The sequence below is a fragment of the Janthinobacterium algoris genome (genome assembly GCF_051380935.1).
Classification (GTDB): domain Bacteria; phylum Pseudomonadota; class Gammaproteobacteria; order Burkholderiales; family Burkholderiaceae_D; genus Janthinobacterium.
The window spans coordinates 165,156-186,678 of sequence record NZ_JBNYXZ010000015.1 but is presented as its reverse complement, the minus strand read 5'-3'; the positions used below and the strand labels follow the sequence as shown (position 1 = coordinate 186,678).

Sequence of the window (21,523 nt, the reverse complement as noted above, 5' to 3'; positions counted from 1 at the left end):
GCTAGGGGGAATAGGGCTAAGCTGTTAGCGCGCTTGCATGGCATGCAAGAGGTCAGCGCTTAGCTCCCGCTTACCTCCACCAATAGCGCAGAAGTCACATGATAATCAAAGTCGCCTCGAGCGGCTTTTTTTATTTCCGCGACGCTTTCCGCCATACCCCTCTGGGGAATGTGGCTAAGCTGTTAGTGCGCATGCATGGCATGCAAGAGGTCAGCGCTTAGCTCCCGCAAACCTCCACCAATAGCGCAGAAATCACATGATAATAAAAGTCGCCTCGAGCGGCTTTTTTTATTTCTGCGACGCTTTCCGCCATACCCCTCTGGGGAATGTGGCTAAGCTGTTAGTGCGCATGCATGGCATCCAAGAGGTCAGCGCTTGGCTCCCGCAAACCTCCACCAATAGCGCAGAAATCACATAATAATCAAAGTCGCCTTGAGCGGCTTTTTTTATTTCTGCGACGCTTTCCGCCATACCCCTCTGGGGAATGTGGCTAAGCTGTTAGTGCGCATGCATGGCATGCAAGAGGTCAGCGGTTAGCTCCCGCAAACCTCCACCAATAGCGCAGAAATCACATGATAATCAAAGTCGCCTTGAGCGGCTTTTTTTATTTCTGCGACGCTTTCCGCCATACCCCTCTGGGGAATGTGGCTAAGCTGTTAGTGCGCATGCATGGCATGCAAGAGGTCAGCGGTTAGCTCCCGCAAACCTCCACCAATAGCGCAGAAATCACATAATAATCAAAGTCGCCTTGAGCGGCTTTTTTTCGCCATTACTCTCTGCTTTCCTTGCTGCTTGCGCGCGGCATATCCGCATCATTTGCGTTTCGGAATACCATTTTTACCATTCATCGCTTTTGGGTGGAGATTGTAGTGCCGGATGTTTAAGATTTCTGGCGTTGAAGCTGCCGATGGCCAAGTTTGCGCATGCGGCAGTTTTTTGTGCCTGTCAGTTTTCATGGAATTACTCAAATCCGGAGGTGGAATGTCCCGCTTATTTGCCAGCATTTTGTTTGCCGCTTTCTTTCCCGCTCCGGCTTTCGCTGCCGCAGCATCTGCCGCTCCCTTCGATCCTGCCGCGCACAAGTTGCAATCGGGGCGTATCAATGAAGTAATGGTGCTGGGCACGCCGCACCTGTCGCAGTTGCCGAAGTCGTTTGATCCCGCGCATCTGAGCGCCTTGAACGCGCGCTTGCTGGGCTGGAAGCCGCAAGCCATTGCCATCGAGGCTTTATCCGGCCTGCAATGCGCATACTTGCGCAGCTACCCGCAGCGCTATGCGGACACGATCAAGTCTTATTGCTGGGACCCCGCTCCCGCGCGGGCAGTGACCGGTCTGGAGGTGGTGGCGGCCACCGTGCAGGCGCAGCGCTTGCTGGCCGCTTGGCCGGAGGTGCCATCCGCCGCGCAGCGGCGCACCCTGGCGTCGCTGTTCCTGGCGGGTGGCGAGCGGGCGTCCGCGCTGGTGCAATGGCTGCGCCTTCCGGTGGAGGAGCGACGGGTGGGAGACGGGCTCGATGAGAGTCTGGTGGCGATGCTCAATGACAGGATGCAGCGGCGTGGCGAAGATGTCTTGATCGCTGCCGTGGTGGCGGCGAAGAGCGGGCACGAGCTGGTGTATGCCATGGATGATCACACGGCGGACGCACCCGCCGACAATGCACAGGACGAAAAGGCTGCCGGCGAGGCGATCGTGAGGGCGTGGGACAACCCGCATACGGCACAGCGCAAGCGTATCAGTGCAGAGCTGGAAGCGGCATTGGCGACGCCGTCAGGTGTGCTGGCCATGTACCGTGCCTACAATCAGCCTGGCCAGGCCGAGATGGTCTTCCGCAGCGATTTCGGCGCGGCGCTCGAAGAGCCGTCGCCCCGCCATTATGGCCGTAACTACGTGGCCTACTGGGAGACGCGCAATTTGCGCGTGGCATCGAATATCCGCGAAGTCATGATGGCCCGGCCCGGCATGCGCGTGCTGGTGGTGGTGGGGGCGTCGCACAAGGCTTACCTGGAAGCCTATTTGAACCAGATGCATGATGTGCGCATCGTCGGCACGGACGCTGTCCTGCGTCAGGAAGACTGATGGCTCGTTTGCTTGCCTTCCTGCCATCATCGCCTTTTCATGGGGGCGGGAAGTGCAATAAGATGGAAAATAAGAGGTCAGCAGTTGATTTCGTGAATCGCTTCGTGTTAAACTTCGCGCACGCTTTTTTGAGGGGTTAAGCAAAGCCTTCAACAAAGAGTCGGCTGAGAGTAAAGCCAGCACAGTCCCCATCGTCTAGAGGCCTAGGACATCACCCTTTCACGGTGAGTACAGGGGTTCGAATCCCCTTGGGGACGCCAGGATTCAGTTGTAAAGTAAGAGTGCAGTGCTGAACGGGCCTGACAAGTCAGGCTTTTTTGTTTCTGCGATTGCTGCAGTACCGGGTCGGGATGCAAAGTAATGCATTCAGGACAGATTTCTGTCCCCATCGTCTAGAGGCCTAGGACATCACCCTTTCACGGTGAGTACAGGGGTTCGAATCCCCTTGGGGACGCCAGATTCGCAAGTAGTGACAGGTCGGGATGCAGGGTAGCGCATTCAGGACAGATTTTCTGTCCCCATCGTCTAGAGGCCTAGGACATCACCCTTTCACGGTGAGTACAGGGGTTCGAATCCCCTTGGGGACGCCAAGACCGGCTGAATCAGCCAACAACAAAGCCGCCTGGTAACAGTGCGGCTTTTTTGTTATTTGCCGGCATGCCAACGTTTTTCCCTTCATTTCTTTGCCTGCTCATGCCATTATCTAGCGTTCGCGCACCATCTCTGGCTATCTTCTGCAAAGTCGTCGACAACTACGGCGATATCGGCATTTGCTGGCGCCTGGCGCGGCAGTTGAGCGGCGAGCACGGCGTGGCCGTTACCCTGTGGGTTGATGATTTATCCAGTTTCAAGCGCATCTGTCCTAAAATCGATGTGGCTGCCGAAGCGCAGCAAATGTCCGACGTCATGATTCGTCATTGGCGCGGCCAGGATGGCGTGTTTGTACCTGCCGATATCGCCGATATCGTCATCGAGTTTTTTGCCTGCGACATTCCGCCCGGCTACATCGCCGCCATGGCGCAGTGCGCGCCGCACCCTGTGTGGCTGAACCTGGAAGGCTTGACGGCGGAAGAGTGGGTCGAGGGCTGCCATGCGTTGACGTCGCCGCGCCATGGCATGATCAAGCATTTTTTCTTTCCCGGTTTCACCAATAAAACGGGCGGCTTGCTGCGCGAAGCGGCGCTCGATGAGCAGCGGCTGGCGTTCCAGGCCGATGCGGCCGCCATGGCGACATTCCTGGGGCAATTCGGCGTGACGGCGGCAGAAATGTCTGCTTTAAAGGTATCGCTGTTCTGCTACCCGTCCGCTCCGGTCGCCCAGTTGTTTAGCGTGTGGCAGGCGGGTAGCGAGCCCGTGACATGCCTGGCGCCGGAAGGCGTCGCGTTCGATGCCGTTCAAGCGTTTATCGGCGACGATGCAGCGGTGGCTGGTGTGGCGCGTACGCGCGGCGCGCTTACGGTGCGCGTGCTGCCTTTTGTGCCGCAAGACGATTACGACCGCCTGCTGTGGGCCTGCGACGTCAATCTCGTGCGCGGCGAGGATTCTTTTGTGCGGGCGCAATGGGCCGGCCGGCCTTTTCTCTGGCATATCTACCTGCAGGACGAAAACTTGCACCACGTGAAATTGCGCGCCTTCTTGCAGCGCTATGCGACCGATGCGGATGGGGCCATCGACAGCTTGGTGCAAGCGGCACTGGCCTGGAATGGCGCCAGCGCGGACGCCTTCCCGTGGACGCAGCTGTGGCTCGCCTTGCAGGCCGATTTGCCGCGCATCAGCGCGCGCGCGCAGGCTTGGCAGCTGCAGATGCAGTCCAATGGCGATCTGGCAAGTAACTTGCTGGCGTTCGCCGGCGCGACGAGATAGGCGCTTGCCAAAAATTAAGGTAAAATGCCCGGTTATTTCTAACGTATTTTTAACCGATCAAACGCAAGCTTGCGGCGCTGATGGCGCACAGGCGGCAGATGGTCTTCATGCAACCCACTTTTTACGTACATTCCTATGAAACCCGCAAAAGAAATTCGTGTTGGCAATATCATCATGGTCGACAGCAAGCCAATGATCGTGTTGCGTTCTGATGTCAACGGTTCGAGCCGCACGGGCTTCACCTACAAATGGAAGATGAAAAATCTTCTGACGAACACCCCGATGGAAAACGTGTTCCGCGGCGACGACAAGTTTGACGTTGTTGTTCTGGATAAAAAGCCAGTGACGTATTCGTACTTCGCCGACCCGCTGTTCGTCTTTATGGACACCGAGTACAACCAGTATGAAATCGAAGAAGAAAACCTGGGCGATGCACTTCATTACCTGAAAGATGGCATGGAATGCGAAGCCATTTTCTACGACGGCAAAGCCATCTCCGTTGAACTGCCTACGACCATCGCCCGTCAAGTGGTGTACTCGGAGCCTGCAGTCAAGGGCAACACTTCGGGCAACGTCCTGAAAGAAGCCAAGATCGAAAACGCCATCGACGCGCACCGCCACATCGTGCAAGTGCCGCTGTTCGTGGCACAAGACGACGTCATCGAAATCGACACCCGTACCAACGAATACAAGCGTGTCGTACGCAACTGATAAATCGTCACGCTGCGGTGCCCGCAGGGCCAGGCAAACGCCGGCCTGGCTTGCCCCAGTGCTTGACCATCAAGAAACGCTGCCTTCGGGCGGCGTTTTTTTTGCTTGAAAAATAATTCCCTTCGACAACAATTGAGTTGTAAGGACTGCTATGCTGTGGGTAGCACACTATTGCGTTAGAAACATTGAGGTTTCCTGGAGATACCATGCAGCGTAGTCATATGTCGCGCAATAGCGCCTATCGGGGCGTGACGCCTGCCGCGGCGGCAGTGTCGGCGCGCGTGTCGCGTCCCGTACTGACCCGTGCCACGGCGCCCGCCAGCCCCATGGCCCATCTGCTCGATGCGGGCGTCTTGCCGCAACAGCAGATGATGCAGGCAGGCAAACTCAGTTCGCATGCGCTGACGTCGCAGTACCTGGGGCGCATCCGCTCCCTGTGCAGCATCGGCGCGCGTGCCTATCCCGGCATTGAAATCAATCCCGATGCGCTGAAAATTGCCCTGGAAATGGACCGTGAGCGGCAAGTGCACAAGGTGCGCGGCCCCTTGCATGGCATCCCCATCGTCTTGCGCGACAATATTGCTACGGGCGACCGCATGAAGACGCGCACGCAGTCGCCCCTGGCTACGCATGCCAGCTGCGATTCCTTTGTGGCGGCGCGCTTGCGCGCGGCCGGCGCCGTCATCATCGGCAAAAGCAATTTGCGCCAGTGGGCCGCCGTCAGCGTGCCGCATGCCAGTGCCAGCTGGGCTGGTCTGACTATCCTGGCCGTGGACAGCGCGGCGGACGGCTCCATCGTCGCGCCCGCATCAACGTGCGGCCTGGTCGCCATCAAGCCCACGGGCAGGGCTGCCAGCGGGCAGGGCAGCGAGCCAGCCACGGCAGGACCGATGGCGCCCAGCGTGCGCGAGGCGGCCTGGCTGCTCGCCGCACTGACTGGCGAGCGCCTGGCCGATGGCATGGTGCTTGATGTCGCCGGCTTGCAGGGGCGCCGCATCGGCGTGGCGCGCCACCTGTTCGGCCAGTGTGGCGGGACCGATGCCGTGATCGAGCAGGCACTGCTGGTGCTGCGCGAACAGGGGGCGGAACTGATCGAGCCGCCGCCCGCGTCCGAGCCTGGCGGCATCGCAGCGTTGCTGTGCGCGCATCGGCTCGATGCGCTGGTGGGGCCCACATGCCATGGCGTAGCGCAGGCGCAGTCCGCCTTGCCGCATATCACGGTGCCGGCCGGCGTGGTAAAGGGCTTGCCCATCGGTTTGTCCTTCATCGGCCCTGCCCACGCCGAAATGCCGCTCATTGCGATGGCCTATGCCTACGAGCAGGCGACGTTGCACCGGCGCACACCTGCATTGCCGTCCAGCATCACGCAGGCGCTGCGTTGACCATGATGATACTTTTCGCTTTCCTTCGATAAACTATGCTTGCAACCTTGCTGCTGAGTGCGGCCGTGGCCGCCACCCCGACTCCTTTTGATGCCGCGCACCTGTCAGGCAGCTGGTCCGACAGCGTAAATACCAGTAGTGTTTGCGAAGAAGCGCGGCACTTTACGCGCATGCAGTTGTCTGACGACCATCAGCGGCTGGCGATCTTCAACGACCGCACCTGGAAAAGCAAGCTGGGTGAAACCAACCGCTTTGCCGCGACGGTGGTGGCGGAAACGGAGCATAGCCTGACTCTGCGCTATGACAATGAAACCCGCCTCAATGCCGCTGGCAAGCTGGTGGAATGGCAGATGATCATCGTCGCGCCCGGCGTGTACCGCTGGCGCGAGACGGGCTGGCCGGAAGGCAAGGTCAACGGGGTCGTCGGCATCCGCTGCTCTCCTTGATGCCGGTGTGCAAGCATGGCATTCTGCTATGCTACCCGCATTAGCCGATGTTTTTAGGAGATTGCATGTCCGCACGTTTGCTGTTCCCCCTGTTCCTGGCCGCCGCCGTGGCGCTGGCCGCCATGCCGGCGCAAGCGCGAACGCCCAAGCTGTCGCTCATTGAGCAAGCGCAAAGCTGCGATGGTGGCCACACCTGCCCGTATTTCCCCGACGTCTACAAGGCGGACTACGCCTTTCGCAATGCCTTCAACGTGGGCTTGAAAAAAGCCGGCCTGAAACGGCAGCGCTGGGTGCCCGACGGCGTGGCCAGTCCGCTCAAGCCCGTCGAGATCGACGGCAAGGCGCGCCTGCTCAGCAGCGTCTGCGAACCGCACAATTGCGGCCACCACTACACCATCCTGTACGACCCGGTCGAGCGCAGCATGACGGGCGTGTATATGGGCAGCGATGCCAAGGGTGGCGTGCGCACCGTGTACTTCGGCCAGCCCAGCATCGCCGAAGCCGACTTGCTGTTGAAGAACTGATGCACGCGCCACTGCGCATCTCCAGCGAGCGCGACGAACTCGACGTGCCCATGATTCACCGCTACCTGAGCGAACAGTCTTACTGGAAGCGTGGCGTGGCGATTGAAACGGTGCGCAAGGGGATCGCCAATGCGCTGTGTTTCGGCGGCTATGTAGATGGTCAGCAAGTAGCGTTCGCCAGGGTCATCACCGATTACACGGACTTTGCCTACCTGCGCGACGTGTTTGTGCTGCCCGCTTTCCAGGAGCGCGGATATGGCAAGCAGATGGTGGCCGCCGTGCTCGGCGATGCACGGTTGCGCGGTGTCGTTTGGATGCTGGGGACCGATGACGCGCATGGCCTGTATGCGGGCTTTGGTTTTGCGCCATTGGAGGCGCCACAAAAATACATGCGCCGACCCGCGCTATAGAAATTATCAAAAAAACCTTTAAATGGCAAGAGAACTATTGGCATTATTATACGAAATAATGTTGCATTGATAATGGCATCATGTCATTATTCGCGCTTTGCAGCGTGCGGTGCGTTGCTGGTGCTGTGCTTTGTCGTCGCCCCGGGCGCAGGCAAAGTTGGTGAGCGGTCCGATTGGTCGTCCCTGGCACGTTTTCTCTTTACTTTAAAGGAATACATCATGAAACAATATGGCGCCGAATTTCTCGGTACGTTCTGGCTGGTGCTGGGCGGTTGCGGCAGTGCAGTACTCGCCGCCGCCTTTCCCGGCCTTGGCATCGGTTTTGCTGGCGTGGCGCTGGCGTTTGGTCTGACGGTGCTTACCATGGCCTACGCCATCGGCCACATCTCGGGTTGCCATTTGAATCCTGCCGTGTCGATCGGCCTGTGGGCCGGTGGCCGCTTTCCCGCCAATCAACTGTTGCCATACATCATTGCGCAAGTGCTGGGCGCCATCGTGGCTGGCGGCGTGCTGTACGTGATCGCCAGCGGGCAGGCCGGTTTCGATGTCAGCAAGGGCTTTGCTTCGAATGGCTATGGCGCGCATTCGCCGGGCGGCTATTCAATGCTGTCGGCGCTGGTGATTGAAATCGTGCTGACGATGTTCTTCCTGATCGTCATTCTGGGCGCCACCGACAAGCGCGCCCCGGCCGGCTTCGCCCCGCTGCCGATCGGCCTGGCACTGACCCTGATTCACCTGATCAGCATCCCCGTCACCAATACCTCCGTCAACCCAGCCCGTAGCACGGGCGTGGCCCTGTACGTGGGCGACTGGGCTACCAGTCAGCTGTGGCTGTTCTGGTTGGCACCCATCATCGGCGCCTTGCTGGGTGCGCTGGCCTATCGATTGATTGCGGGCGAAAAAGAGTAAGTTCAACATGTAGAAAAGCAGCCTGCGGGCTGCTTTCTTCGTTTACTCGGCGGCGCGCCACTCGCTCAAGTAGTGCTGCGGCGTGCGGCCCAGGATGCGGCGGAACATGGCGCTGAAGGCGCTGGGGCTGGCGTAGCCCAGCGCATAGGCAATGGCCGCCACGCCTTCGCCCCGGTCCAGGCGGCAGAATGCCTCGGCCAGGTGGACTTGCTGCAGCCATTGGCGGTAGTGCAAGCCCGTTTCCTTGGGGAATAAACGGATCAGGGTGCGCGCGCTGGCGCCCGCATCCTGCGCCCATTCCTCGATGCTGCGCCGGCTGCCGGGCGCGCTCATGATGGCCGAGCAGACGGCCACCAGGCGACGGTCGCGGGGCCAGGGTATGGCGAGGGGTACCGTATCGGCCGCCGTCAGTTCCGACAGGATCAGGTGCGCCAGCCAGTCGCCGCGCCCCGCCAGCGCATATTCGATCGGTTCGGCCAGCAAGGCCAGGATCAGCTCGCGCAGCAGCCGGCTTACTTCCAATACCTTGCAACCGGCGCCATGGGGGGCCGCCACCTGCGCATCGATATACACGGTGCGCATGCTCAGTTCGCTCAAGATGTGGACTTCATGCACGACGCCCACGGGGATCAGCAGGGCGCGCCGGGGCGGCAAGATCCACACGCCATGTTCGGTGGAGACGCGCATCACACCTTGCGTCGCATACAGCAGCTGCGCCCGCACATGGCTGTGCGGCGCCGTGTAGTCGCCAGCCGCATATTGCCTGGACATGGCCGTCACGGGCCGCGGCACGTGCTGGTAATCGTGCGAGCTGGTGCTGCGGCTGAACGGCACGCCATCGGGATGGGTCTGGGTGGGGTGGTGGGTGTGCATGTGGGCCGTTGGATTGTCACCTGATTGTCACTCAGTTGTCACTTGGGCGACGATTATTGGAAGTCATCAGTTCAGTGACCATACTATACTGGCTTCTTTGCCGGGCCGCCGCCGTGCCCGATCATTGCGGAAGACACATGCACACAACCACACCTGCCCCAGCATTGGCCAAGTCCGTGCCGGCGGCCCCCTCGCTTCTTCGTCTCCAACAACAATCCGGTCTGGCCATGCACATCCTGGGCGCCGTCGCCTTCGTGCATTTGCTCAATGACTTGATCCAGGCCTTGTTGCCGTCGATTTATCCGATGCTGAAAGCCGAGTTTTCACTCAGTTTTACCCAGGTCGGCCTCATAACCCTGACGTTCCAGTGCACGGCATCGTTGCTGCAACCCTGGATCGGCTTGTACACGGACCGCCGTCCATTGCCATTCCTGTTGCCGGTCGGCATGTGTTTTACCCTGGCCGGCGTGCTAATGCTGTCCATCGTCTCGACCTTTCCGACCCTCTTGATCGCTGCGGGTCTGATCGGTGTCGGTTCCTCGACTTTCCACCCGGAAGCGTCGCGCGTGGCGCGCATGGCGTCGGGCGGACGCTACGGCTTTGCCCAATCGCTGTTCCAGGTGGGCGGCAACGTGGGCTCCGCGCTGGGGCCGCTGCTGGCGGCCGCCGTCATCGTGAACCGGGGACAGGGCAATATCGCCTGGTTCAGTCTGTTGGCCGTGCTGGCCATCGGCGTGCTGTACAAGGTCAGCCACTGGTACAGCGGCCACCTGGCCAGCTTCAAGCCGAAAGCGGGCGGCCATGGGCCAAACTTGTCGCGCAACAAGGTGATAGGTGCGCTGGGCGTGCTGGCCCTGCTGGTGTTCTCGAAGTACATCTACATGGCCAGCCTGTCGAGCTACTACACCTTTTACCTGATGGACAAGTTCCACCTGTCCATCGGCGCGGCCCAGCTGTACCTGTTCCTCTTCCTCGCCGCCGTGGCCGCCGGCACTTTCATGGGCGGCCCCATCGGCGACCGCATCGGCCGCAAGCGCGTGATCTGGATTTCCATCCTGGGCGCCGCGCCGTTTACCTTGTTGCTGCCGTATGTCGATCTGTTCTGGACGGCCGTGCTGACGGTGATCATCGGCTTCGTTATTTCCTCCGCCTTTTCCGCCATCGTCGTCTTTGCGCAGGAACTGGTGCCGGGCAAGGTGGGCATGATCGCGGGGATTTTCTTTGGCCTGATGTTCGGCGTGTCCGGCATCGCCGCCGCCGCCATGGGCCACCTGGCCGACGTGTCGGGCGTCGCCTATGTGTACAAAGTCTGCTCCTACTTGCCGTTGCTGGGCATCCTGACGGTGCTGCTGCCGCATATCGAGCAGGCGAAAAAGTAAGACAGTGGCGCCGGCGGGCTTGACGGCCTGCCGGCGCGCATGCGATATTCTTCCCATGATCTATTCCATCCTCCCTCCAGCTCTTGCATCCGGCGCCGCTGCTGCGCTGTGTCCGTGCACCTGGCTTCGTGAGGATGCGGCCCGGCGCCGTTAAACTTTTTACTCCTCATTCCGATGGCCACAGTGTTGAAAAACCTGTGGCCATTTTCTTTTTCCGCAACGCGCATGAAAGTTCCGCATGACACTCCATTTGTACGACACGTATAGCCGCAGCCTGCGGCCGTTTGAACCCATCGCTCCGGGCCAGGCGGGCCTGTACGCCTGCGGCCCCACCGTCTACGATTACGCGCACATCGGCAACCTGCGCACCTATCTGTTCGTCGACGGCTTGCGCCGCGCGCTCGCGTTCAACGGCTTGCAGGTGCGCCATGTGATGAATATCACGGACGTGGGTCATTTGACGTCGGACGCGGATAGCGGCGACGACAAGGTCGAAGCGCGCAGCCGGCGCAGCGGCGAGTCGGCCTGGGACATCGCCGCCGCATTCACGCGCGCGTTTGAAGAGGATTTGCGCCAGCTCAATATACTACCGCCCACCGTCTGGTGCCGCGCCACCGACCACATCGAGGAACAGATCGCGTTCATCGGCGACCTGGAAGCCAAGGGCTATACCTACCGCACCGACGACGGCATTTACTTCGACACCACGCGCCAGGATGATTATGGCAAGCTGGCGCGCCTGAAGCGCGATGGCCTGCAGGCGGGCAAGCGGGTGGACCTGGGAGAGAAGCGCGATATCTGCGACTTCGCGCTGTGGAAGTTCAGCGGCGTGCCGGGCCAGCGCCAGATGGAGTGGGACAGCCCCTGGGGTCTGGGTTTCCCCGGCTGGCACATCGAATGCTCGGCCATGGCGGAAAAGCACCTGGGCACGTATTTCGACATCCATTGCGGCGGCGAAGACCACGTGGCTGTCCACCATAGCAACGAGATCGCGCAAACGCAGGCGCGCCATGGCACGCGCCTGGCCAATTTCTGGCTGCACGGTGCTTTCCTCAAGACCCAGGATGCGAAGATGTCGAAATCCTCGGGTGACTTTTTGCGCCTGCAAAGCCTGCTGGAGCAGGGCATCGATCCGCTGGCCTACCGCTACCTGTGCCTGGGCGCCCATTACCGCAGCAGCCTCAATTTTACGGATGACGCCCTGCGCGCCGCCGCCAGCGGTCTGGCGCGCCTGCGCGTGGCCATGCATGGCTTGGGTGATGCGGACGACGATGCCGATCCGGCGTGGCTGGCGCGTTTTACGGCGTGCATCAACGATGACCTGAATTATCCGCGCGCGCTGGCCGTGGCTTGGGAACTGCTGAAAAGCGAGCTGCCGGACGCTGTGAAGAAAGCCACCATGGCCCGCTTCGATGCAGCCCTGGGGCTCGATCTGCTGGCTTGGCAGCCGGCGCAGCTGGCGGTGCCGCAGCAGGTGCAGGCATGGATGGCGAAAAGGGCCATCGCCCGCGCGCAGCGCCAGTGGGTCGAGGCGGACCGCTTGCGCGCACTGGCGCGCGCGGCCGGCTATGACATCGACGATACGCCGCAGGGCCAGCAGGCGCGCGCCTTGTGAGTGGCTTATGCGTGCCGTCGGGGCATAATGGTTGCCTGATGAACGCGGGAGATGCCGTGAAGCGTAGCGTGTTGTTATTGAGTTGCTGTCTTGCCTTCTCGTCTGCCCAGGCGGCCAGCGAGTGTCCCGGCTTTCCCGCCCTGGCCACGTCGGGCGAGGCGCTGCTGGCTCAGCTGCGCGCCTTGCCGCCCGTCGGCATCGAGCGCGAGCTACAGGCGTGCGCGCCGAAAACCATCATCGATTTTGCCTACAGCGGTGGGGTGCTGTGCCGCTTTGGCGTTGACAAGGAGAGCGTGGAGGCGGCGACGGCCGCCGTCACGCGCCTGGCGGATGGCGGTGAACTGGTCGAGTATCTGTACCTGTTTCCGTATGCGCCGGACTCGCACGCGCGCTTGCTGGCGCTGCTGGCCGCGCATTTTAGCCGGCTCGACAAGGCGGCTTATCCGGCCTTCCTGCAGGCCGCCAGGCCGGGCAAGGAAACCACGGCCCTGTTTGCGCATGGCGGCTACTATATCTCGCTGGGCAAGCCCGCCGCAGGCGATTCCGCCGAATGGTATTCGAATGTGATCTTTGAAAAGATGGATCGACCTGCGCTGGGCGTGCGCAAAATCTGCCGGGACGCTGCCGATGACTGAAACTGAGGTCTTTCCGGCGGCATTGGCGGGCACCTTGGCGCGGCTGCTGCCCGCGCTGTCCGCAAGCCAGCTGCACGCGCCGTCGGCACCGTTTGAAGTGCATCAGGATGGCCGCCTGCTGCGCATTCCCGTGCGCACCTATTACCAGCGCGAGCAGCTGTTGGCCTGCACCCAGCTGGCAGGCGACGCGGGCGTGATTGCCCTGTGCCTGGGCACGCGCCATCATGACGGTCATCTGCGCGAAGCCTGTTTAAGACAGTTGCTGCTGCAGGAGCGTGCGTGGACGGTGCCGTTCGTCGTGCACCTGTGCGGCGAATACGTGCTGGAGATTGTCGAGGTGATTGGCGCGGCGCTGCCGGACTGGAATGGAGCGGCGCTGGCGCGCTATCTGCGGGAAAACCCCGCGTATGTGGCTACCCTGGAGCGGCGCAGCATCAGTTACTGGAGCTGCTACTACCGCGGGCATTATCCCGTGTGGGAAGATTACCCGGGACGCAGGGCCATGGCGGCCCTGCGTGCATTGCAGCAGCTTACGCCTCGATAAAGCGCATCTTGAAGCTGCGGCCTTTGATGTTGCCAAAGTCGCGGCCCAAGGAGTTACCGGCGTTGAGGCGCTTGAAGGCTGCTTCGGCGACCTTGCGGTCGAGTGCCACGTAGGTCATGAACTCGAATACGTTGATCTTGCCCACTTGCTCCTTGGTCAGGCCCGCATCGCCCGTCAGCGCGCCCAGCAAGTCGCCCGGGCGCAGCTTGTCCTTCTTGCCGCCCATGATGCACAAGGTGACCATCGGCGCCGGCAGCGCCTCGATCCCGTCATCTTCAGCCAGTTCCTTCAGGTCGTGCCATTCGGCGGCGCTGTTCTGGTACTGCTCGATCAGCTTGACCCATTTTTTCTCGTTCGGCGCGCACAGCGACAGGGCCAGGCCCTTCTTGCTGCCGCGGCCCGTGCGGCCGATGCGGTGGATATGTACTTCCGTGTCTTTCGAGACGTCGACGTTGATCACGGCGCCCAGGTCGGAAATATCGAGCCCGCGCGCGGCGACGTCGGTGGCGACCAGCACGGAGCAGCTGCGGTTGGCGAACAGCACCAGGATTTCATCGCGCTCGCGCTGTTCCAGCTCGCCGTACAGTGCCAGCGCGGAAAAGCCTTGCTGGCGCAATTCTTCAGCCAGTTCGCGGCAATGCACCTTGGTGTTGCAGAAAGCCAGCGTGGATTCCGGCTTGAAGTGTTTCAATAGCTTGCCGACGGCGCTATTGCGTTCGTCGAAGCCGATTTCATAGAAGCGCTGTTCAATCTTGTCGTTGTCGTGCTGCGCCTCGACCGTTACTTCCAGGGGATTGACGAGGAACGATGCCGTGGCACGGCGGATGTCTTCCGGATACGTGGCTGAGAACAGCAAGGTCTGGCGGCGCGCCGGGCAGGCGCTGACGATGCCGGCGATTTCCTCGTAAAAGCCCATGTCCGTCATGCGGTCCGCTTCATCGAGCACCAGCGTTTGTACGTGATTCAGGTTGATGGTGCCGCGGCCCAGATGGTCGCGCATGCGGCCCGGCGTGCCCACCACGATATGGGCGCCGTGTTCCAACGAGGCGATTTGCGGGCGCATCGGCGCGCCGCCCGTCAGGGTCAGGATCTTGATGTTGCCGGCCGCGCGGGCCAGGCGGCGCAGTTCATTGGCCACCTGGTCGGCCAGTTCGCGCGTGGGGCACAGCACCAGGCCTTGCACGGCAAACCAGGCCGGATTGAGCTTGTGCAGGATGCCGATGCCGAAGGCGGCCGTCTTGCCGCTGCCCGTCTTGGCCTGGGCGATCAGGTCGCGGCCATCGAGTACCGCCGGCAGGCTTTGTGCCTGGATGGTGGTCATCTCGTGGTAGCCGAGCGAATCCAGATTGGCCAAAAAGGCGGGCGTCAGCGGCAGGCTGGAAAAAGAAGTGGTGGCGGAGGTGGTGTTCATAGGGGGCGGAGCCGGTAAAAAGCGGGTGGATGGGCACAGTCTACAGGCTTACGCCCTTGTGCGGTGGTGTGGAAGCCGGCGGCAAACGGCCGCCCGCGTGTTGTATTAATTATCGGGCGCCCAGATGGGCAAACCGGTGAGGTCAAGGCCGGCGTCGCGCGTCCATACGGGCAGGCCGGTGGCATCGGTCGGCTCCAGCAATTCGAGCTGCACCTGCTTCAAAGCCAACTTGCGCGCGCGCGCGCGGCGCTGTGGCTCCGGCGCCGGCGCTGGCGCCTCGTGCGCTGGCAGCGGGCCGAAACCGGGCAAGTCGATGGTGGCGTTGTCTTTTTTATCTCTCATTTGATAACCTCTGTCCTTGGCCTGCGACGGCCAAGGGGCGGGCAACATGCTGTCCGCCTATGTCCATACGCTTTAACTTCATCCACAAAACAAAAGCCCGGCTACAGGAGTCGGGCTCATTGTGAATATCACCGGCAGGAAAAGCAGACCTGTGGATTAAAGTGCGGCACGCAGTGTATCACAGGCATGCCGCATTGTGGGAGGCTTAGCGGAAGCTCAAGGCGCCAGTCAAGTCACCCGGTGGCAGCGCGCCGCGCGCCGCGAATGCGTCGTTGCGCACTTTCAGACCTTCGAGCAGCGGCAAGTCGTGCAGGCGCGTGATCAGGCGCAGGATAGACGTGGTGTCGTAGAAACTGTGGTCGACGGCGCCTTTCTTCGCGTAGGGCGAGACGACGATGGCGGGAATGCGCGTGCCCGGCCCCCAGCGATCGCCTTTTGGCGGCGCCACGTGATCCCACCAGCCGCCGTTTTCATCGAACGTGATCACCACGATCATGTCTTTCCACTGCGGCGATTCCTTCAGATGCTGGATGATGTTGGCAACGTGCTGGTCGCCCGACTCGATATCCGAGTAGCCGGCGTGCAGGTTCAGGTTCCCTTGCGGTTTGTAGAAGGTCACGGCGGGCAGCTTGCCCGCCACCGCGGCGGCCAGGAATTTGTTTGAAATCGGGCTGTCGCCCGTGCCGCCATCGCGCAGGTGCTCGGCGCGCGCGGCAGTGCCAGGCGCGAACTGCTTGAAGTAGTTCAGCGGCTGGTGGTGGAACTGGAAGTTCGGCTTGCTGCCGCCGCCCTTCTGATCGAGCGCCGCTTGCCAGCCGCCGCCATACCACGCCCAGCTGACGCCCTTGCGCGACAGCAGGTCGCCGATGGTGTCGTAGGTTTGCGGCGGCAGGGTATTCGCGTCCGCCGGGTCGGCATGCAGCGGATCGCCGTCAAAGGCGGGGCGGACATAGCTGGGCTGGTATGGCGGCGCCATGGTGTTGACGGCGTAGCCGTCCGGCGTGAGGGCGCCGTCGTTCACGTACTTCGGCTTGCCGTCCAGTGCGGAGGCGGGGCATTCGGGCGAGATCGCCAGGCGCACGCCTTGCGGGCCGTCGGACAGCACGGCGATCTTTTTCTTCGCCGCCGTATCAAACGCGTTGAAGTATTCGTTGGCGCGCCCCGTGACGAGGAACTGGTGGTTCATGTAAGAGCCGCCGAAAGCCGCCATGAAGAAGTTGTCGCACAGGGTGTACTGTTCGGCGATCTGCCACAGGTTCAGGTTTTTCGACGTTTCGCCGTAGTGGCCCATCACCAGGCCGCCGCTGTCGGCCCACGCGGCAAAGCCGTCGTTCTTGCCGCCGTTGATCTGCATCTGGTTGTTATAGAAGCGGTGTACCAGGTCGCGCGTGATGATGCTCTCGGGCAGTGGCTTGCCGGCCGCGTCGCTCAGTTTGTAGGGCGCGTTGGGCAGGCCGGAAATCTGCTCTTCCTTGATCAGGTAATCGATGCCGCCGATATTTTGCTGGTTTGGCACCAGGCCGCCCCAGATTTTCGGCAGGGTGGCCAGCGGCTTGCCGTCGCGGTCCAGCTGCTGCACCTGTTCGGCCGTGACGGCGGACAGGGGCGCGCTGGTGCCGGGGAAGTTGGCGAACAGGTTGTTGAAGCTGCGGTTTTCCAGGTAGATCACCACCACGTTCCTGACATGCGCTTTCAGTTTCGCGTCGAGCGAACCCTTGGCGATGGTTTTCTTGGCGGGCGCGGCATCGGCCAGCGCCGGCAGGCTGGCGGCCAGGCCGACTGCGGAAGCGGCCTGAAAAATGCGCCGGCGCGAGGGATTGGCGGGTTGGTCGGCCGGATCGGCTGGCAGGGCGGGGGCGAGGTCCTTCACACATTCTCCTTGGGTGTCTCTATGGGCACGGGCGTTGGCGGCAATGGCCGGCAACGCCCGTGAAGCGGGAAAATTGTATCACCGGCCCTGTGCCGATATGAAACATTCAGCCCAGCCCTGGCGCTAGAACTGATACCGCACGGTCAACGCCACCTTGCGCGCCGGGCCATACATGCCCGAGTACCACCAGTCCGATACGGACGCCGTGTACTGCTTGTCGAACAGGTTGGCCACGTTCACGGTGGCAGACAGCTTGTCGTTGACGTCGTAGCGCGCCATCAGGCTGGCCACCGAATACGCTTTCTGTTTCCAGTGCAGGGTGCTGTTGATCTGCCAGGCGTCGATGTCGGAATACACGCGGCTCTGCCAGTTCATGCCGCCGCCCACCGTCAGGCGATTCAGCTCGCCAGGCAGCCGATAAGTGGTCCACAGCTTCACCAGGTGGCGTGGGAAGGTGGTCAGGATGGCCTTGCCGGCATTGTTTTCCGTCTGGCTGTACGACCACGAGCCCGAGATGTTCCAGCTTGGGGTGAGGGCGCCCGTCGCTTCCAGGTCCACACCCTGGGTTTTGGCGCCCTTGATGGTGCGGTTGGCGGAATTTTGGGTGCCGGGCACGGTGTAGCCCGGGTCCGATTCGGCCAGGTTGCTCTGGCGGATCTGGTACAGCGCGGCAGCCGTGTTCAGACGGCCATCGAGCCAGCCGCTCTTGATGCCCGCTTCAAAGGTCTTGCCCTCGCGCGGCGCCAGCAGCTTGCCGTAGCGGTCTTGTAATGCTTGCGGCTGATAGATGGTGGAATAACTGGCGTAGGCGCTGTGCGTGCCGTCGATGTCGAACACCAGGCCGCCATACGGCGTGAAGACGCGGCTTTCCGAGGCAGGCGACGCGCTATAAAATGGCACGGAAGGCGCGTCCGAGATGTAATTCTCGCTGTAGCGCAGCACCTTCGCGCCGGCGATCAATTTCAGGCGCTCGGAGAGATTGAAGCGCGTGGCGGCATACGCGCTAGCCTGGCGGCGCGTGCTGTCGTAGGTGACGAAGGTATCGCCAAACACGGGTGTGGCCGTGCGATTCCAGCGGTACAGGTTGGCGGGCGTGCGCTGGATGCTCTTGTCGAAGCGGCCATCCGTCGTGCTTTGAAATTCGCTGTAGTCCATGCCCAGCACCAGTTCGTGCTGGCGGCCGAACGCGCTGAAGGGGCCGCGCACATTGATGTCCACGCTGTTGATCTGAAGCTGGTAATCGCGGTAATCGGCGCTCAAGCGCAGGCCATCGCCCGTGGCTTGGTTGGCGAAGCCGTCGCTCACGTTCAGGTAGACGGCGCGCTCTTCCTGCGACGACTGCACGCGGTTGGCCGAGATTTTCAGCTTCCAGTCGTTTGCCAGCGCATGTTCCACGGTGACGAATAGGTCGGTCGAATTGGTGTCGAAGCGATTCGACGTGGCCGCCGGGCTGAAAGAGCGGGGCAGGTCCGTCATGGCGCCGTTGCTGTAGAACAGGGGAAAGCCCAGGTAGGACAGGGATCCGTTCGAGCGCTTGCGCTGGTGCGTGACGCCGGCTGTCAGCCTCGTATCGGCGGACAGGTCCGCCTCGACCACGCCGTAGACCACTTTCTTGTCGCGGCTGTAGCCGTCGACGATGCTGTCGCCTTCCTCGTACACCGTCACCAGGCGGCCGCGCACCGTGCGCGCTTCGTTGAGCGGGCCTGCAACGTCGGCCAGGATGCGCCGTTCATCGTAGGAACCCAGCTCGCCCTCGACGGATGCCTGGAACTGCGGCGTCGGCTTTTTGCGCAGCATATTGATGGCGCCCGAGGCATCGCCTGCGCCCGTCATCAGGCCCGAGGCGCCGCGCAGCACTTCGATGCGGTCATACAGCGCCATGTCGGCCAGGCTTTGCGACGGGATGGCATTGAGGCCCAGGTTTTCCGAATGCGTGCTGACACCATCGAGCTGGTAATTGGTGATCGAATAGCCGCGCGAAGTAAAGCCCGTGCGCTCGCTGCCCAGCGAGAACAGGGTGATGCCCGGCGTTTGCGCCATCACTTGTGCGATGGTGCTCAAGCCCTGGTCCTGCATGCGCTGCTGCGTAATGACGCTGACCGACTGCGGCGTTTCCCGAATCGACAGGCCCAGCGGCGTGGCCGTGGCGATCGGCAGGGTGGAAACATACGCACCCGAGCCTTCCGTCGCATCCTGCCGCGCCTTGACCGACACTTCCGGCATCATCGACAGCGCTTCGCCGCCCGCCGCCGTATTGGCCGGGCGCAGCACATAGCTGCCGTTGGCGCTGCGCTCGACCTTCAGGCCCGTGTCGCGCAGCACGCCGTTCAGGGCCGCCAGCACGTCGTGGCGGCCCGTGAGGCCAGAGGAAGTCTTGCCGCGCGTCTGTTCCGGCGTAAAACTGAGGATGACCCTGGACTGGCTGGCGACCTGGCGCAGCGCCGCTGCCAGGTCGCCGGCCGGCACCTGGAAATCCTGGTTGGCCGCTGGCGCTGCGGCGCTTTCCTGCGCCAGGGCTGGCACCTGGGCGTTCAGGAGCAGGGCCGAACCGATGAAGACGAATTGGAGGGCATGCGCCATGCGCGTGCGCCGTGGGCGCGGCCGGGATCGGGAAGATAAAACTGGAGACATGGTTACCTTGTGGTGTAGTCGTCAAAAAGAACGTTGCCTACACAGGTCACGCGAGAAACCGAAACGGGTACTTTTTATTTGCGGTGGACTCAAAATAAATGCTCAGCGCTGCTGGCGCGCTTCCACCTGCACCCAGTAGCGCGTGCGCAGGCGCACGTCGACGGGCAGGGAGTCGGGCAGCGACAGCAGCACGGCGTCCAGGTCGGCCAGCGGGAAGACGCCGGACAGGCGCAGATTGGCGACAGCGTCGTCGCAGCCCAGCAAGCCGTGGCGGTAGCGGCTCAATTCATTCAGGAAGTCGCGCAGCGGCATGGCGTCGGCCAGCAGCAAGCCCTGGCGCCAGGCCCAGATGTCGGGCGAGACGGCGTGCGCGGGCAGGATTTTTTGCGCCGTCATGCCGCCGCCCTGGCCCGCCTGGATCACGCGGTTGCCGTCGCCATGGCGCGGTGTCAGCCGCACGGCGCCTTCTTCGACGGCAACCAGGGTGCTGCCGTCCGCCTGGCGCACCGAGTAGCGCGTGCCGAGCGCCTGCGCGTGGCCTTGCGCGGTGTCGACGATGAAAGGGCGGTAGGGCAGGCCCGTTTCGCGGGCGGTGGCGATGAAGACTTCGCCCTGCACCAGTTGCAACAGGCGCTGCGTGCCCGTGTAGCGGATGTTCACGGCGCTGCCGCTGTTCAAATGCAAACGGCTGCCGTCGGACAGGATCAGCTCGCGGCGTTCGCCCACGCTGGTGGACAGGTCGGCCAGCGCGGCGCGGGCAAAGTCGGGCGCGTAGGACGAGCGCGCGCCGAACCAGCCCGTGATGCCGATGGTGGAGATCCACGCCAGCAGCTGCAGGCTGTTGCGCCGCGAGATAGAACGCGAGATGGGACTTGGCAGCAGCGCCTTGCGGCTGGCTTGGGCATCGAGTTGCCGCAGGCCGCCGCTGGCGCTTTCGATGTGTTTCCACGCTCGTTCATGGTCGGGGTGCGCCTGGCGCCACGTTTGCCAGGCCGCTTTTTCCGCCGGCGTGGTTGCACCACTCATCAGAGTGGCCAGCCATTCGGCGGCCTGCATGGCGATGGCCAGGTCGATGGGCTGGCCCAGTGCATAGACGGTGGCGGCGCGCATGTCAGGCGGCGGCAAAATCGGGCACGGCAAAAAAGCACAGCAGATTGGCCTTGCTCAGGTATTTTTTGACGCAATGCGTGGTGGTGCCCAGTTCGGCGGCGATCTCGGCGTAGCTCATGCCGTCCAGGTGGGCCAGCAGGAAGGCGGCCCTGGCCTTGGTTGAAAGCTGGTCCAGCGCGCGGTCGATCAGCTGCAGCGATTCAAGCAGGATGGACATCGCTTCCGGCGAGGGCGCGCAGGCTTGCGGCTGGTGCCGCAGGGCGTCGAGGTAGGCCCGTTCGAGCTCTGCGCGCCGGCAGTGATTGGCCAGCAGGCGCTTGGCGATGGTGACCAGGAAGGGGCGTGGCTGCACGATCCCGGCACTGCTGCGCGCAAGGAAAATCTTGATGAAGGTATCTTGTGCCAGGTCGCCCGCCAGCCCCGCATCGTGCAGGCGACGCTTCAGCCAGTGCAGCAACCACGCGTGGTGCTCGGCATACAGGGCCTGGAAGTCGGACGACGGGGAAGGGGCGGACGGCATGCGTACAGGATGGCTTAATCTAAATGAGAATTGTTCTCATGATAGCGCAGCGCTGCGCGCCAGGCAATCAGGAAAACGTGGCGTTGCTGAAATGCGACTGCGCGCCTGGGCCGCGCGCGGCCGTAGCTTTGCGCTGCCGCACGGCAGATGTAAAAGTTTCCTTGGCGCAAGCTTTCATGTGAGAAAATGCGGGTTGTCGATGTGGTGCGGAGCGCAAAATGATGTGGATGGTTGGCGGTGCCCTGGTTCTTTTGGTCGCCAGATTTTTATGG

Annotated in this window: 19 protein-coding genes and 3 tRNA genes; 15 read left to right on the top strand and 7 right to left on the bottom strand. The window is 62.1% G+C overall.

Features of this window, described 5'->3' with window-relative positions; translation table 11 throughout:
• Positions 1-981: 981 nt before the first annotated feature.
• The 11 genes from ACQ4W7_RS21530 (at position 982) to aqpZ (ending at position 8,321) form a co-directional block, all read left to right on the top strand.
• Positions 982-2,076 carry a DUF5694 domain-containing protein gene (locus ACQ4W7_RS21530; RefSeq protein ID WP_436533109.1) on the top strand — a complete coding sequence of 365 codons (1,095 nt, stop codon included), beginning with the start codon at positions 982-984 and terminating at the stop codon, positions 2,074-2,076.
• Positions 2,077-2,260: 184 nt separating this feature from the next.
• A tRNA-Glu gene (locus ACQ4W7_RS21525) sits at positions 2,261-2,336 on the top strand.
• Between the two features lie 121 nt (positions 2,337-2,457).
• Positions 2,458-2,533: transfer RNA gene (locus ACQ4W7_RS21520), tRNA-Glu, on the top strand.
• A 57-nt stretch (positions 2,534-2,590) separates the two neighbouring features.
• Positions 2,591-2,666 (top strand) — tRNA-Glu (locus tag ACQ4W7_RS21515).
• Between the two features lie 103 nt (positions 2,667-2,769).
• Positions 2,770-3,939, top strand: coding sequence for an elongation factor P maturation arginine rhamnosyltransferase EarP (gene earP / locus ACQ4W7_RS21510; protein ID WP_436533107.1), 1,170 nt, complete (start codon positions 2,770-2,772; stop codon positions 3,937-3,939).
• Positions 3,940-4,074: 135 nt separating this feature from the next.
• Entirely contained in the window at positions 4,075-4,650 is a 576-nt protein-coding gene (locus tag ACQ4W7_RS21505) for an elongation factor P (RefSeq protein WP_100876390.1), read from the top strand.
• Between the two features lie 206 nt (positions 4,651-4,856).
• Positions 4,857-6,032, top strand: a complete 1,176-nt coding sequence (locus ACQ4W7_RS21500; RefSeq protein WP_436533105.1) for an amidase family protein — start codon at positions 4,857-4,859, stop codon at positions 6,030-6,032.
• 35 nt (positions 6,033-6,067) lie between these two features.
• On the top strand, positions 6,068-6,478 hold the full coding sequence (locus tag ACQ4W7_RS21495) for a hypothetical protein (protein WP_436533103.1): 411 nt from the start codon (positions 6,068-6,070) through the stop codon (positions 6,476-6,478).
• A gap of 65 nt (positions 6,479-6,543) precedes the next feature.
• The gene (locus ACQ4W7_RS21490) at positions 6,544-7,002 is read left to right on the top strand and encodes an Ivy family c-type lysozyme inhibitor (protein WP_436533101.1); all 459 of its coding nucleotides are present in this window, start codon (positions 6,544-6,546) and stop codon (positions 7,000-7,002) included.
• Positions 7,002-7,412 (top strand): GNAT family N-acetyltransferase, encoded by a 411-nt coding sequence (locus ACQ4W7_RS21485; protein WP_436533099.1) that lies wholly within the window; start codon positions 7,002-7,004, stop codon positions 7,410-7,412. Before ACQ4W7_RS21490 ends, ACQ4W7_RS21485 begins: the two co-directional genes overlap by 1 nt.
• 219 nt (positions 7,413-7,631) lie before the next feature.
• Entirely contained in the window at positions 7,632-8,321 is a 690-nt protein-coding gene (gene aqpZ / locus ACQ4W7_RS21480) for an aquaporin Z (protein WP_102121034.1), read from the top strand.
• Positions 8,322-8,363: 42 nt separating this feature from the next.
• On the opposite strand, the gene ACQ4W7_RS21475 is transcribed toward aqpZ, so the two are convergent.
• Positions 8,364-9,194: an AraC family transcriptional regulator gene (locus ACQ4W7_RS21475; protein ID WP_436533097.1), complete on the bottom strand. Its 831-nt coding sequence runs from the start codon at positions 9,192-9,194 to the stop codon at positions 8,364-8,366.
• 137 nt (positions 9,195-9,331) lie between these two features.
• On the opposite strand from ACQ4W7_RS21475, the gene ACQ4W7_RS21470 reads away from it, so the two are divergent.
• The 4 genes from ACQ4W7_RS21470 (at position 9,332) to ACQ4W7_RS21455 (ending at position 13,367) form a co-directional block, all read left to right on the top strand.
• Positions 9,332-10,573, top strand: a complete 1,242-nt coding sequence (locus ACQ4W7_RS21470; protein WP_436533095.1) for an MFS transporter — start codon at positions 9,332-9,334, stop codon at positions 10,571-10,573.
• A gap of 238 nt (positions 10,574-10,811) precedes the next feature.
• Positions 10,812-12,188, top strand: a complete 1,377-nt coding sequence (gene cysS / locus ACQ4W7_RS21465) for a cysteine--tRNA ligase (protein ID WP_436533093.1) — start codon at positions 10,812-10,814, stop codon at positions 12,186-12,188.
• Between the two features lie 56 nt (positions 12,189-12,244).
• Entirely contained in the window at positions 12,245-12,823 is a 579-nt protein-coding gene (locus tag ACQ4W7_RS21460) for a hypothetical protein (RefSeq protein WP_436533091.1), read from the top strand.
• Positions 12,816-13,367: a hypothetical protein gene (locus ACQ4W7_RS21455; RefSeq protein ID WP_436533089.1), complete on the top strand. Its 552-nt coding sequence runs from the start codon at positions 12,816-12,818 to the stop codon at positions 13,365-13,367. Before ACQ4W7_RS21460 ends, ACQ4W7_RS21455 begins: the two co-directional genes overlap by 8 nt.
• On the opposite strand, the gene dbpA is transcribed toward ACQ4W7_RS21455, so the two are convergent.
• The 6 genes from dbpA to ACQ4W7_RS21425 form a co-directional block, all read right to left on the bottom strand.
• The gene (gene dbpA / locus ACQ4W7_RS21450; protein WP_426072293.1) at positions 13,354-14,778 is read right to left on the bottom strand and encodes an ATP-dependent RNA helicase DbpA; all 1,425 of its coding nucleotides are present in this window, start codon (positions 14,776-14,778) and stop codon (positions 13,354-13,356) included. The genes ACQ4W7_RS21455 and dbpA overlap by 14 nt on opposite strands.
• 105 nt (positions 14,779-14,883) lie before the next feature.
• On the bottom strand, positions 14,884-15,120 hold the full coding sequence (locus ACQ4W7_RS21445) for a hypothetical protein (RefSeq protein ID WP_426072292.1): 237 nt from the start codon (positions 15,118-15,120) through the stop codon (positions 14,884-14,886).
• Positions 15,121-15,325: 205 nt separating this feature from the next.
• Entirely contained in the window at positions 15,326-16,990 is a 1,665-nt protein-coding gene (locus tag ACQ4W7_RS21440; protein ID WP_436533087.1) for an acid phosphatase, read from the bottom strand.
• Between the two features lie 123 nt (positions 16,991-17,113).
• A complete protein-coding gene (locus tag ACQ4W7_RS21435) occupies positions 17,114-19,570 on the bottom strand; it encodes a TonB-dependent siderophore receptor (RefSeq protein ID WP_436533085.1) in 2,457 nt (818 codons plus the stop codon).
• Between the two features lie 153 nt (positions 19,571-19,723).
• Positions 19,724-20,731, bottom strand: coding sequence for a FecR domain-containing protein (locus ACQ4W7_RS21430; protein ID WP_436533083.1), 1,008 nt, complete (start codon positions 20,729-20,731; stop codon positions 19,724-19,726).
• Position 20,732: 1 nt separating this feature from the next.
• Positions 20,733-21,251 carry a sigma-70 family RNA polymerase sigma factor gene (locus tag ACQ4W7_RS21425; protein ID WP_436533081.1) on the bottom strand — a complete coding sequence of 173 codons (519 nt, stop codon included), beginning with the start codon at positions 21,249-21,251 and terminating at the stop codon, positions 20,733-20,735.
• Positions 21,252-21,523 lie beyond the last annotated feature (272 nt).